This window comes from Burkholderia sp. DN3021 (assembly GCF_049805555.1).
Lineage (GTDB): Bacteria > Pseudomonadota > Gammaproteobacteria > Burkholderiales > Burkholderiaceae > Burkholderia > Burkholderia pyrrocinia_C.
Genome location: NZ_JBNCAB010000004.1, coordinates 68,001 through 80,893 on the forward strand (window position 1 = coordinate 68,001; position 12,893 = coordinate 80,893).

The window sequence follows — 12,893 nt, forward strand, 5'->3', positions numbered from 1 at the left end:
TCCCTGTAAATGGTTGGGTGCGCCATCATTGGCAGCGGAAGTCGTTTCCGCTGGCGTCCTTCAGGCTGCACGTGTAGCGATGCCCGTTCTGATCGAGCGTGATCTGCGACAGCATTGTCTTGCTGACGATCGAGAACAGCCCGTTCGGATGCACCGTGTCGCCGGTTTCGATCACCTTGCCGCTTACCGGCTTGCCGTTCGTATCCTTCAGGAAGCCGCTGTACACCATATTGATGTCGACCTTCGCCGATGCCACGTAGACCTGGCCCGGGTGGGCCCGGACGATGTTCGCCGGCACCTCGACGTTCATGTCGAACTTCTCGCTGTTGCTCATCACGCGCGCAAACGGCACATCCTGATACGCATTGAGCGGCACCGCATACGTGCTGTTGCCGGCGACCGGGCTGCCTTCGACGTTGAACCCGTACTTCATGCCCGGGATATTCGGCGTTTTCAACAGCATCGCGCTGCCGCTCGAGCTGTAACGGCCGAACGCAATGCCGTCCTTGCTGGCCGCGACCATGCCGCGGTAGTTGAAATCGACGTTGCCGCCGCCGCTGCTCTGGCCCAGGTTCAGCGACGCGTCGCCGCGCGTGCCGGAGCGCGTGCCGTAGACGTTCACGCCGTAATTGGTGCCGATCCGGTTCGCCGACAGGCCGACGGATGTCGTGCCGAAGCCGTCCTGGAAATCCTTGCGGACGTCGCCGCTGATCTGCGTCTGGCCACCGGAATGCGCGGCGCTGAAGCTCGCCTGCGCCTTGTCCAGCATCATCGTCATGTTGAAATACACGCCGTAGCCGCCGCTGCCCTGATAGCCGCCCTTCTGCACGCCGAGCGCGAACGTGCCCCACAGGCCGTTCGGCCGGTAATTCCAGCGCGCCTCGGCCTGCTGCGATTCGCTGAACGCCGAGCGCTGGTAGTTGTAGCCGAACGTCACGCCGCGGAACATGCGGCTATAGGACACGGCCGTGCTCGGCTGACCTACGTAGAAGCGCGACACCTCCGTGTTCTGGTAGCGGCTGACCATCAGGCTGCCGAGCGCCTCGCTCGCCATCGACAGGTTGATATAGCCGCCCGTGCTGCGTTCGCCGCTCAACAAGCCCAGCGTGGGCGTGATATCGACGCCGCCCAGTTGCATCGGCCGCGTGATGTTGACTTCGGCCGCCCATTTGCCGCCCTTTCCGGCGAGCATCGACCCGTTCAGGTAGAACTGCTTGAAGTTCCGGCTGACCGCGGCCTCGAGCAGATAGCCGCCGTCGCCCATCTCCTTGCCGGCCGTCACATGCCATGCGTTGCCGCTGTTCGCACCGAAATTGAGGTTGTTGACCTCGCGGGTTTCCCGGTTGACCACATTACCGTTGCGGTCGACGAGGCGGACCTCGACCGAGTAGTAGCCGCCCGGCAGGTCGGCGAAGCTGATCTCGTTGCGGCCGAGCACCGCCGGCCGCTTCAGGATTTGCCGGCCGTTCCGGTAGAACTCGTAGTTGCCTTCGGCAGACGCGTAGAGAACCAGCGAGCCGGCCTTGCTGTCGACCTGCAGGTGGGTCTGGCTGCCGACCGTCACGAACTGGTCGAAGCTCGGCGACAGCAGCGTGTTGACCGTGCCGGCCGCGTAATCGATGTTGTTCTGCTTGCCCGCCCGCACATACGTTCGGGCAAAGTTCTTCTGCAGGTAGTACGACGACAGCCCCTGTTGGCTGCCGCTGAAATTGCGTGTTTCGGTACGGTTCGCGTACCAGCTCATGTAGCCGAAGCTCTGGAACGGAAGCCCGACATACGTGTTGCCGTTCACGTTGACCGCACGGTAACCGTCGGACGCCGCCCGCAAGTCGATTGCCTGGTTGTTGACCAGCCCGAAACCCGTTTCCGGCGCGATGTAGTCTTCGCGCGAATCGCGGATCGAGATCGACCGCTTCAGCTTGTCGACGGTAACGTAGTACCCGGCTATCAAGTCGTCGCAGCCTTTGCTGCAGCGCTTGTAGTCGAGCTGCGAGATCACGCTCCGAATGGTGTCGACATCGTCTGGCGAGATACCGTTTGCTGCATATTTGGCCGCGTCGAATTCAAGCGACGCGGCCTTTGACGAATAACTGATGAACCCCGGCAGCGTGCGCCCGTTGAAGGTGGCAACATAGTTCGCACTATCGTCCAGTTCGGCCGCACTGAATCCTTCAGGCACGCCATACGTGACTTTTAGTTCTGCGAATGAGTGCGACGAAACAAAAAGAAATGCACCCAGCCACAGCTTGTTGAAACGGAAAGGAGCTTGATAGGCGACCACGCTGATTTCTTCTATGGAGGGGTGGGAGGGGCTGGCATCGGAGTTATTCGGAAAGAGCCCCGATCGAATCGGGGCTCCATAAGGGACGGTTACGGCGCTGCTGCTGCGACCGGCTCGAACACCATCACGAGATCGCCGCTGTAGCTACCGTTCGTGCTGTTCGTACCGTTCTGGGTCGGTGCGTCGACGTTGATCTTCAGGTTGTGGATTTCGTCGAAACCGCCGTTGCCGGCCGTCACTTGCGTGATCTTCTGGACCGCGCCGAACTTGACTTCAGCGTCGCCGCTGTTGCCGGACAGCGACACCTTCGCGTTCTTCATTTCATTCCGGCCGCTCGCCATCTTCAGCGGTTGTGCGAGCGACACGTTGAAGTCGGCGTTCTTCGACCAGACGCGGACCGGCAGCGTCTTCTCGAACTTGGCTTGCGTGTAGTCGGTGGCCTGCAGTTCTTCCGTGCCGTACCAGGTCGAGCCGTCCGGCTTCGACACGAAAATGCCGTCGTTGATCTGGGCGGTCAGCGTGATCTTCTTCGACACCGTATCGGCCTGTGCCGTATGCGCCATGCCGAACAGTGCCGTGGTGACGCCCATTGCCAGAACGAGTTTGCTGAGTTTCATCGAATGATCTCTATTAAATAAAAATGAGTTTCGGGAATCGAACCACGACGAGTTATTAATCAATCGAAATTCGATGCGTGGGAGATAAATCCCACTGGCGCTAGTCTATGGACATTGCCGTCGGCGGAATATGGGACGAATTCGGAGTTACGCACCGAAACAGCTAGTACTAGGACTAAAAATAGAAATTCGCCCCCTTAAATCCCTGATTGTTAAGTCGATTTAAAGAATTGTTCGAAACGAGGTAAGCAAAACGCTTGTCTCGACGGATCGAGCACGCGTGGTTGCCGCGCTCAGGCGTCGAGCGGCACGACGCCGGCCGCGGCAGGAAGCGGCTGTCGCGTGGCGATGCGGCTTGTCGTGCCGGGCGAGCGCGTCCACGCGCATTCACGCATGCAACGTGCGTGGAGCGGGACGTTCGGAATGGCGCGCGTGCCACGCGGCGCATGCGATGCGTCAACGCATCGAGGGGCGAGGGAAAGCACTACTGCGCGTAACCTGCGGTCAATCGCGCCGCCATGGATCAGGTCAACGCGCTCGCGCGGAAATGAATGCCTCAGGTTATCAACCGATCCAAAAGATTCATTAGACGGCCCCTCCCCGGCGCGCGATGCTGGCTCCGCCAATCAACGCGGCGTCTGTGCAACGCCGCGCCCGGGCACGGAGCGAGACACATGCCTAACGATCACCGTCAACGGCGCCACACGCTGTGGCTGCTGTGCGCGCTGTCATTCATCCTCTACGTCGACCGCGTGAACCTCGCGACCACGGCCGGCGCGATCAAGGCCGAACTCGGGTTGTCGAACACCGAACTCGGTATCGCGTTCTCCGCATTCGCGTATTCGTATGCAATCTGCCAGATCGGCGGCGGCTGGATCGCCGACCGGTTCGGCGCCCGCATCACGCTGATCGGCTGCGGGCTGATCTGGGTCGTCTCGACCGTCACGACCGGGCTCGTGCACAGTCTCGCGCTGCTGTTCGCCGCGCGCCTGCTGCTCGGCATCGGCGAAGGCGCGACGCTGCCCGCCCAGGCCCGCGCGATCACGCACTGGTTCCCGCGCGAGCGGCGCGGCGTCGTGCAGGGCTTCACGCATTCGTTCTCGCGGCTCGGCAACGCGGTCACGCCGCCGATCGTCGCCGCGCTGATGACGTGGCTGTCGTGGCGCGCCGCGTTCTTCGTGATCGGCGCGGTGACGCTGGTGTGGCTCGCGTGGTGGATCGTCGGCTTCCGCGAGCACCCGCTCGGCGACGACGACGGCCGCACCCGCGCCGCCGCCCGCCCCGCGCCTCCGTCCGATCCGACGCCGTGGGGGCCGCTGTTCCGCCGGATGGCGCCGACCATCTTCGTCTACTTCTGCTACGGCTGGACCGCGTGGCTGTTCTTCACGTGGCTGCCGACGTTCTTCCTGAACGGCCAGGGCCTGAACCTGAAATCGACCGCGCTGTTCGCGTCCGGCGTGTTCTTCGCGGGCGTCGTCGGCGACACGCTTGGCGGCTGGCTCTGCGACCGGATCTACCGGAAGACCGGCAAACTCGCGCTGTCGCGCCAGAGCGTGATCGTCGCGAGCTTCGTCGGCGCGCTCCTCTGCCTGCTGCCTCTCGCGTTCGTGCATTCCACGGCCGGCATTGCGCTGTGCCTGTCCGGATCGTTCCTGTGCCTCGAACTGACGATCGGGCCGATCTGGGCCGTGCCGAGCGACATCGCGCCGACCCACGCCGGCATCGCGAGCGGGATGATGAACGCCGGTTCCGCGATCGCGGGGATCCTGTTCGGTTATCTGGTCGACCGCACGGGTAGCTGGACGGTGCCGTTCATCGGGTCGGTCGCGATGCTGATGATCGGCATCGTCGCCGCGCTGCGGATTCGTCCGGATCGGACGCTGTCGGAATCGATGCCGTCACTCGCCGATGCGCCCGCCGCGCCGTCGGCACGCTGAAGCGGTTGGCCGCAGCTTCGCCTGCGTCACCCGTACAGCCCTCTCGCCCGTATCGCACCGGTCGCCATCACGCATCGCCACGTTCCGCGATGCGTGACCGGCGCGGCCGGCGAACCGCTCCGTCAAGCGCCGTCGTCGTCCTCCGCGCCCTCCCGGTGAAACAGCGCGAGAAACTGCTGCGCGGGAATGCTCAGCGGCCGGTCGCGCCGCACGAGGCTGCCGTACGACGGCAGTTTTTGATCGAGCTCGTAATCGAGGATCGTGACGAGCCCGTGCTCCGCGTTGCGCTGCGCGACGGTCAGCGGAATCACGCCGAGCATCGTCGAACGGTCGACGAGATTCATCGTGGTCAGGATCGAACCCGTTTCGACCAGCCCGCGCGGCATCGGCCGGTGGCGCGCGCGGAACTCGCGCTCGACGACCTCGCGCGCCGGACTGCCGGCCGGCTGCAGGATCCACGTGTAATCGAGCAGCGCGTCGAATTCGACCGGCCCGGCGCCCGCGAGCGGATGGTCGCGGCCCGCGATGATCGCGAGCGCCTCGTCGTCGACCACGCGGAAGTCGCAATCGGTCCCGACGTTGCGCCCGATCACCACTTCGAGCACGCCTTCCCGAAGCTGCGGCATCAGCCGGTCGCTCGTATCCACCGCGATATCGATCGCGAGCAACGGGTAGCGCGCCTTCAACTGCACCAGCGCCTCGGTGAGCCGCCCCGGCGACGCCGCCATGATGCTGCCGATCGCCAGCCGCCCCGCGCTGCCGAGCTGCAGCTCGGCGAGCTCGCGGTTCAGCGCCTCCACGCTGCCGCGGATTCCACGGAAATAGCCGAGCACGCGCGCGCCGGCCGGATTCAGCACGAGCCCGCGCCCGACGCGATCGAACAGCCGCTGACCGAGCGCGCTCTCCAGTTCGGCCAGCATCTTCGTCGCGGCCGGCTGCGTGAGGCCCATCTGCCCGGCCGCCGCGCGCAGCGTCGAGCATTCGTCCACGGCGAGCAGCAGCGCGATCTGCCGCATGCGCAGCCGGTTCAGCAATTGGGGAGTCGAGTCTCGTCGATCGATCGAGCCCATTTCGATTACTCCAGGTTATCGATTCATCAAGAGTTTTCAATTTACCGACTCGTTCCGTCTACCTAGCATGAACCCCATACACGAACGGCCACGCGCCGCCACCGGAGACGCAGCATGAACACGAAACCGACCGCCGCCCGACGCGCGGCCCGCCAAGGAGACGCCGCATGACGACCGCCGCCCCCGTGCCCGTCGTCGCGCTGACGCTCGGCGACCCCGCCGGCATCGGCGCCGAACTGATCGCGAAACTGCTCGCGCGGCCCGACGCGGCGGCTCACGCGAATCTCGTGCTGATCGGCGATCGCTGGCTGTGGGAAGCCGGCCAGCGCGTCGCCGGCGTGCAGGTCGACGTCGAACCCGTCGCTTCGCTCGCCGCGGTGCGCGGCCGGCCGTCGACCGCGCGCGCCGCGTTCGTCGAAGTCGATACGGTCGATCCCGCGCAGGTCACGGTCGGCCACGCCGGCGCCGCCGGCGGCCGTTCGACGCTCGCCGTGCTCGATCAGTGCCTCGACGCCGCGCTCGCCGGCGACATCGACGCGATCTGCTTCGCGCCGCTGAACAAGTACGCGATGAAGCTCGGCGGGCTCCGGCACGACGACGAACTGCACCACTTCGCCGAAGCGCTCGGCGTGACCGGCTATTTCTGCGAATTCAACACGCTCGGCGAACTGTGGACCGCGCGCATCTCGTCGCATATCCCGCTGAAGAATGCGGCGGCCCAACTGAGCATCGAGCGGATCGAACAGGCATCCGAGCTGATCTACCGGTCGCTGCTCGCAAACGGCGTCGCCGCGCCGAAGGTGGCGATCGCCGCGTTCAACCCGCACGGCGGCGACGGCGGCAGCTGCGGCCGCGAGGAAGTCGACATCATCGAGCCCGCGGTGCGCAAGCTGCAGTCGCGCGACTGGCCGACCGACGCGCCGTTCCACGGCCCGTTCCCCGCCGACACGATCTTCCTGAAGGCGCAGGCCGGCGACTATCAGGCGATCGTCACGATGTACCACGACCAGGGGCAGATCGCGATCAAGCTGCTCGGCTTCTCGCGCGGCGTGACCGTGCAGGGCGGGCTGCCCGTGCCGATCACTACGCCCGCGCACGGCACCGCGTACGACATCGCGGGCCGCGGCACGGCCGACGTCGGCGCGACCTGGCAGGCGCTGCAGATCGCGTGCCGGATGGGCGCCGCGCGCCGCACTCCCGCCGTTTCGGCGTGACGGCCGCCCGCCTTTCATACACGACAACATCGATTCCCGGAGACACCATCATGAAGATCCGTTCCGTGCGCGCACGCGTATTCCAGTGGAAGGGAAAGACCGTCCCGCCGCAGGGCAACTTCTGCTCGAACGCGATGGACCTGCTGTACGCGCCGCAGGAAACGATGAGCACGTTCCGCTTCCATGCGTGGACGGTCGTCGAAGTCGAGACCGACGACGGCATCGTCGGCCTCGGCAACGTCGCGCTCGCGCCGCACGTCGCGAAGGTCATCATCGACCAGTACCTCGCGCCGCTCGTGATCGGCCAGGACCCGTGGGACTACGAATACCTGAACCAGCGGATGTACCGCGCGACCCACGCATGGGGCCGCAAGGGCATCGGCATGGCGGCGATCTCGGCGGTCGACATCGCGATCTGGGACATCCTCGGCAAGAGCGTCGGCAAGCCGGTGTTCAAGCTGCTCGGCGGCCGCACCAAGGAAAAGATCCCCTGCTACTACTCGAAGCTCTACCGCACCGACCTGAAAGCGATGCAGGACGAGGCGCAGCACTATCTGAAGGAAGGCTTCCGCGCGTTCAAGATGCGCTTCGGCTACGGGCCGGCGCACGGGCAGCAGGGGGTGGTCGAGAACCTGAAGTCGGTCGCGGCGATCCGCGAGGTGATCGGCTACGACAACGACCTGATGCTCGAGTGCTACATGGGCTGGAATCTCGAATACGCGAAGCGGATCCTGCCGAAGCTCGAGAAATACCAGCCGCGCTGGCTCGAGGAACCAGTGATCGCCGACGACATCGACGGCTACGCGGAGCTGAACCAGCTCACACGCATTCCGATCTCCGGCGGCGAGCACGAGTTCTCGCTGTACGGCTTCAAGCAGCTGCTCGACCGCAAGGCCGTGTCGGTCGTCCAGTACGACACGAACCGCGTCGGCGGGATCACGATGGCGCACAAGATCAACGCGCTGTGCGAGGCGTACAGCGTGCCGGTGATCCCGCATGCGGGCCAGATGCATAACTATCACCTGACGATGAGCACGCTCGCGTCGCCGATGAGCGAGTACTTCCCGATGTTCGACGTCGAGGTCGGCAACGAGCTGTTCTATTACATCTTCGACGGCGAGCCGGTGGCCGAAAACGGCTTCCTGCAACTGCGCGACGACGTGCCGGGCCTCGGCCTCACGCTGAAGACCGAATTCCTCGACCAGTTCGACATCGTGGAATGAGGCCGACCATGAACGCACGCTACCAGGGCGTCTTTCCGGTCGCGCCGACGATCTTCGACGCGCACGGCGCGCTCGATCTCGACGGCCAGCGCCGCTGCATCGACTTCATGATCGATGCCGGTTCGCAGGGCCTCTGCATCCACGCGAACTACTCCGAGCAGTTCGCGCTCGGCGACGACGAACGCGATCTGATCACGCGCACCACGCTCGAGCGCGTCGCGGGCCGCGTGCCGGTGATCGTCACGACGTCGCACTTCAGCGCGCGGATCTGCGCGGAACGCAACCGGCACGCGCAGGCGCTGGGGGCGGCGATGGTGATGGTGATGCCGCCGTACCACGGCGCGACGTTTCGCGTGCCGGAGGCATCGATCCGCGCGTTCTTCCACGAGGTAAGCGACGGCCTCGACATCCCGCTGATGATCCAGGACGCGCCCGCAAGCGGCGTTGCGCTGTCCGCGTCGTTCCTCGCGACGCTCGCGCGCGAGATCGATGCCGTGTCGTACTTCAAGATCGAGACGGCCGGCGCCGCGTCGAAGCTGCGCGAGCTGATCGCGCTCGGCGGCGACGCGATCGAGGGGCCGTGGGACGGCGAGGAAGGCATCACGCTGCTCGCCGATCTCGACGCCGGCGCGACCGGCGCGATGACGGGCGGCGGTTATCCGGACGGGATTCGCCGGATCGCCGACGCGTATTTCGCCGGGCGCCGCGACGAAGCGTGCGAGCAGTACGCACGCTGGCTGCCGCTGATCAACTACGAGAACCGCCAGTCGGGCTTTCTGACCGCGAAGGCGCTGATGCTGGAAGGCGGCGTGATCGCGTGCGACCGGCCGCGCGCACCGTGGCCGGAATTGCATCCGCAGGTGCGGGCCGGGCTGCTCGACGTCGCGCGGAGACTCGACCCGCTCGTGCTGCGCTGGGGGCATTAGACGTTCGGGCGCATGCGGTGTGCGCTTCACGGCTCCGGCCCGACGCGCACGCCGCGCGGCCGGACAGACGTTCGCGCCGATGGGGAATGCGCGCATGCGTTGCGCATCGGCGGTTAACCCCCGTGCGGATTCGTCACGGCGTGACAGCGGTCCATCAGAAGATCGCTGAAGCAGATCAACAATATTGGAGACATCATGAATTCGTTGACCCCGGCCACCCCGGCATACGAAGCCGGCGAAGCCGTTCCGCGCCGCCGCTGGCTGCGCGTGATTCCGCCGCTGCTGCTCGCCTGCATCATTTCCTACATGGACCGCGTGAACATCGCGTTCGCGATGCCCGGCGGGATGAACGCCGAGCTCGGCATGGACGCGACGATGGCCGGCCTCGCCGGCGGCATCTTCTTCTTCGGCTACCTGTTCCTGCAGATTCCCGGCGGCCGGCGCGCGGCGCTCGGCAGCGGCAAGAAGTTCATCGCGTGGTCGCTCGTGAGCTGGGCCGTGCTGTCGGTGCTGACCGGGCTCGTCACGCATACCTGGCAGCTGCTGGCGCTGCGCTTCCTGCTCGGGGTGGCCGAGGGCGGCATGCTGCCCGTCGTGCTCACGATGGTCAGCCACTGGTTCCCCGACCGCGAACGCGGCCGCGCGAATGCGATGGTCATCATGTTCGTGCCGCTCGCCGGCATGATCACCGCGCCGCTGTCCGGCTTCATCCTCGCCGCGTATGACTGGCGTCACCTGTTCTTCAGCGCGGGCGCGCTGTCGCTGCTGTGCCTGATCGCGTGGATGATGTTCGCCGACGACGGCCCGGAGACCGCGCGCTGGGTGTCGCCGCGCGAGAAGGCGTACATCCTCGACGCGCTGCGCGACGAGCAGGAACGCAAGCGCGCGGCCGGCACGCCGGCCGCCGCATCGTTCGGCGAGATGCTGCGCAACCCGACGATCTGGCTGCTCATCGCGATCAACTTCTGCTATCAGGTCGGCATCTACGGCTATACGATGTGGTTGCCGACGCTGCTGAAAAACCTCACGCACGGCGGGATGGGAAAGGTCGGCCTGCTCGCGATGCTGCCGTATGTCGCGATGGTGATCGGGATGTTCGTCACGTCGTATTTGTCTGACCGAACCGGCAAGCGACGCCTGTTCGTGCTGCTGCCGCTCGTCGGCTTCGCCGCGTGCCTCGCGCTGTCGGTGCTCACGCATGAATCGATGGCCGTGTCGTTCGCGTTCCTGATCGGCTGCGGCTTCTTCCTGCAGGCGGCCGCCGGCGTGTTCTGGGCGATTCCGCCGAAGCTGTGCAGCGTCGAGACGGCCGGCAGCGCACGCGGCCTGATCAATGCGCTCGGCAATCTCGGCGGGTTCTGCGGCCCGTATGCGGTCGGCGTGCTGACCCAGCACGTGAGCGCGGCGGCCGGTGTGTACAGCCTGGCGGTCACGCTCGCGGTGGCCGGCCTGCTCGCGCTGACGCTGCCGAAGCGCTGCGAGGACTGAACCCTGATACCTGATATGCAGGCCCGCGAACGAAATAACGGAGACACGCCATGAACGACATCCTGCTGCTGGTGCAGAAATGCGCCCATACCTTCAGTTTCTACGACCTCGACACGAAAGCCGCGCTCAAGCACATCGTGCTGCCGAACTTCCCGCACGAGTTCACCGTCGACGCGAACGACCGCTACGCGTATGTCGGCATCTTCGGGATCGAGACCGCGTGGTCGCGCGGCCATGAAGGCGACCACCGGATCGCCGAGATCGACCTCGTCGAGCGCACGCACACGCGCATGCTCGACCTGTGGCCGTACTACCGGCCGCACGGCATGGCGAGCGACCGCGACGGCCGGTTGTACGCGATGAGCGAGGCGCACGACATGCTGCTCGTGTTCGACGAGCCGACCCGGCAGCCGGTGCCGAACATGGCCGTGCCGTCCGGCGGCGTGAAGACGCACCTCGTGACGCTCACACGCGACGCGAGCCGCGCGTACGGCGTGCACCTGCTGTCGAACACGGTCACGCAATTCCATCCACGCGACGCGACGGTCGCGCCACGCGCGGTGATGCCCGGCCCGCGCCCCGAAGGCAATGCACTGTCGGCCGACGAGCGCACGCTGTTCGTCGCGAATCGCGGCGACGACACGCTCGTCGAGATCGACACGGAGACGATGACCTGCGGCCGCCGCGTGAAGACGCGCAGCGATCCGAACCGCATCTACCGGACCAGCGCGCCGGACGGCCGCGACCTGCTGCTGCTGACCAATTCGGGCGAACGATCGATCTCCGTGTTCGATGCGCGCCAGCTAGAGGAGATCGAACGCATCTCGCTGCCCGCGAACCCGACCGCGCTGTCGTTCCATCCGTCGCGGCGCGTCGCCTACGTGTCGTTCCAGGACGACTACGTGCGCGAACTCGATCTCGATACCTGGCGTTTCGTCGGCGCGCTGGCGACGCTGCGCGAGCCCGACGCATCGTATGTGCTCGCGGGAGCACGCTGACATGCGCGACGGAGCGCCGCCCGACGGATCGCCGCCCGAAGAGTCGCCGCCCGACGGCATGCCGGATGCGCTCGTCGATGCGCATCACCACCTGTGGAAGCTCGATGCGGGCGCGCACTATCCGTGGCTGCAGACGCAATACGATCCGGCGCGCTTCATGTTCGGCGATTACGCGGCGCTGTGCCGCGATTTCGGCGTGGACGATTTCCGGCACGCGGCGCAACGCGCGCCGATCGTCGCCAGCGTGCACGTCGAGGCCGAACGCGCACGCGACGAAGCACTGGGGGAAACGCGCTGGCTGCACGAAGTCGCGGCGGAGCACGGGTTGCCGTCGGCAGTCGTCGCGTGGGCCGACCTGCTGGCCGGCGATGCGGACGAACGGCTCGCCGAACAGGCCGCGTGGCCGCGCGTGCGCGGCGTGCGCTTCAAGCCGCGCACCGCGTCGTCGCCGGATGCACCTGTCGACGGGCCCGGCACGCTGCACGATCCGCGCTGGCCGGCCGCGCTGGAACGCGTCGCCGCGCTCGGCCTGTGCTGGGATCTGCGCGTGCCGTTCTGGCATCTCGGCGACGCGGCCGCGCTGCTCGCCGACGCACCCGCTGTCGACGTCGTGCTCGAACATGCCGGGCTGCCGTGGGATCGCTCGGACGCAGGGCTCGCGCGCTGGCGCCGCGGCATGGAAGCGCTCGCGGCGTCGCCGCGCGTGGCCGTGAAGATTTCCGAACTCGGCTTGCGCGACGCCGCGTGGAACGACGCGGACAACGCGCGGATCATTCGCGACACGATCGCGATCTTCGGCTGGGAACGCTGCCTGTTCGCCAGCAACTTCCCGGTGGCCGGCCTGCGCGTGTCCTATCCCGCGCTGCTGCGCACGTTCGCCCGCGCGATGGCGAACCTCGACGACGCGGCACGCCGCGCGATCTGGCATGACAACGCGGTGCGCGTTTACCGGATTGCGCTCGATGGGCCATCCCGGCCGGCTCGCGGATAACGCCGCTTTCCGCGCCTTTCCCCATCTCGTCGATCGGGCATCACGCCGAGCCGCTGCCGCCGGCCAGGTGGCAGCGCGGTCGCGTATTCGCCCCTTCGCCCGTAATCGTGCTTGACCCGGCCCTTGGGGTCGCCTTTATGCTGTCCAC

10 protein-coding genes are annotated in these 12,893 nt (G+C 66.2%); 7 read left to right on the plus strand and 3 right to left on the minus strand.

All coding sequences use genetic code 11. The annotated features are described in order from the left end of the window. Nucleotides 1-25 precede the first annotated feature (25 nt). Nucleotides 26-2,281 carry a TcfC E-set like domain-containing protein gene (locus ACPUER_RS03655; RefSeq protein ID WP_425130377.1) on the minus strand — a complete coding sequence of 752 codons (2,256 nt, stop codon included), beginning with the start codon at nucleotides 2,279-2,281 and terminating at the stop codon, nucleotides 26-28. An 89-nt stretch (nucleotides 2,282-2,370) separates the two neighbouring features. Next, nucleotides 2,371-2,898, minus strand: a complete 528-nt coding sequence (locus ACPUER_RS03660; protein WP_175959783.1) for a CS1 type fimbrial major subunit — start codon at nucleotides 2,896-2,898, stop codon at nucleotides 2,371-2,373. 674 nt (nucleotides 2,899-3,572) lie between these two features. Here ACPUER_RS03660 and ACPUER_RS03665 point away from each other — a divergent pair. Then, a complete protein-coding gene (locus ACPUER_RS03665; protein ID WP_425130378.1) occupies nucleotides 3,573-4,835 on the plus strand; it encodes an MFS transporter in 1,263 nt (420 codons plus the stop codon). A 122-nt stretch (nucleotides 4,836-4,957) separates the two neighbouring features. On the opposite strand, the gene ACPUER_RS03670 is transcribed toward ACPUER_RS03665, so the two are convergent. Then, entirely contained in the window at nucleotides 4,958-5,905 is a 948-nt protein-coding gene (locus ACPUER_RS03670) for a LysR family transcriptional regulator (protein WP_425130379.1), read from the minus strand. Between the two features lie 167 nt (nucleotides 5,906-6,072). Between ACPUER_RS03670 and ACPUER_RS03675 the strand changes: the two genes are divergently transcribed. The 6 genes from ACPUER_RS03675 to ACPUER_RS03700 all read left to right on the plus strand — a co-directional run bounded on the left by ACPUER_RS03675 (nucleotide 6,073) and on the right by ACPUER_RS03700 (nucleotide 12,745). After that, nucleotides 6,073-7,119: a 4-hydroxythreonine-4-phosphate dehydrogenase PdxA gene (locus ACPUER_RS03675; RefSeq protein WP_425130380.1), complete on the plus strand. Its 1,047-nt coding sequence runs from the start codon at nucleotides 6,073-6,075 to the stop codon at nucleotides 7,117-7,119. Nucleotides 7,120-7,169: 50 nt separating this feature from the next. Next, complete coding sequence (locus ACPUER_RS03680; protein WP_425130381.1) at nucleotides 7,170-8,342, plus strand: L-rhamnonate dehydratase; 1,173 nt, start codon at nucleotides 7,170-7,172, stop codon at nucleotides 8,340-8,342. An 8-nt stretch (nucleotides 8,343-8,350) separates the two neighbouring features. Then, nucleotides 8,351-9,268: a dihydrodipicolinate synthase family protein gene (locus ACPUER_RS03685; RefSeq protein WP_425130382.1), complete on the plus strand. Its 918-nt coding sequence runs from the start codon at nucleotides 8,351-8,353 to the stop codon at nucleotides 9,266-9,268. Between the two features lie 195 nt (nucleotides 9,269-9,463). Continuing rightward, complete coding sequence (locus ACPUER_RS03690) at nucleotides 9,464-10,756, plus strand: MFS transporter (protein ID WP_175959788.1); 1,293 nt, start codon at nucleotides 9,464-9,466, stop codon at nucleotides 10,754-10,756. A 50-nt stretch (nucleotides 10,757-10,806) separates the two neighbouring features. Next, nucleotides 10,807-11,754, plus strand: a complete 948-nt coding sequence (locus ACPUER_RS03695; protein WP_425130383.1) for a YncE family protein — start codon at nucleotides 10,807-10,809, stop codon at nucleotides 11,752-11,754. A 1-nt stretch (nucleotide 11,755) separates the two neighbouring features. Further along, nucleotides 11,756-12,745, plus strand: a complete 990-nt coding sequence (locus ACPUER_RS03700) for an amidohydrolase family protein (RefSeq protein ID WP_425130384.1) — start codon at nucleotides 11,756-11,758, stop codon at nucleotides 12,743-12,745. Nucleotides 12,746-12,893 lie beyond the last annotated feature (148 nt).

What these genes read in the sequence shown, in the direction of transcription:
- ACPUER_RS03660 (WP_175959783.1), bottom strand. Translation starts at nt 2,898, where the DNA reads ATGAAACTCAGCAAACTCGTTCTGGCAATGGGCGTCACCACGGCACTG.
- ACPUER_RS03665 (WP_425130378.1), top strand. Translation starts at nt 3,573, where the DNA reads ATGCCTAACGATCACCGTCAACGGCGCCACACGCTGTGGCTGCTGTGC.
- ACPUER_RS03670 (WP_425130379.1), bottom strand. Translation starts at nt 5,905, where the DNA reads ATGGGCTCGATCGATCGACGAGACTCGACTCCCCAATTGCTGAACCGG.
- ACPUER_RS03675 (WP_425130380.1), top strand. Translation starts at nt 6,073, where the DNA reads ATGACGACCGCCGCCCCCGTGCCCGTCGTCGCGCTGACGCTCGGCGAC.
- ACPUER_RS03680 (WP_425130381.1), top strand. Translation starts at nt 7,170, where the DNA reads ATGAAGATCCGTTCCGTGCGCGCACGCGTATTCCAGTGGAAGGGAAAG.
- ACPUER_RS03685 (WP_425130382.1), top strand. Translation starts at nt 8,351, where the DNA reads ATGAACGCACGCTACCAGGGCGTCTTTCCGGTCGCGCCGACGATCTTC.
- ACPUER_RS03690 (WP_175959788.1), top strand. Translation starts at nt 9,464, where the DNA reads ATGAATTCGTTGACCCCGGCCACCCCGGCATACGAAGCCGGCGAAGCC.
- ACPUER_RS03695 (WP_425130383.1), top strand. Translation starts at nt 10,807, where the DNA reads ATGAACGACATCCTGCTGCTGGTGCAGAAATGCGCCCATACCTTCAGT.
- ACPUER_RS03700 (WP_425130384.1), top strand. Translation starts at nt 11,756, where the DNA reads ATGCGCGACGGAGCGCCGCCCGACGGATCGCCGCCCGAAGAGTCGCCG.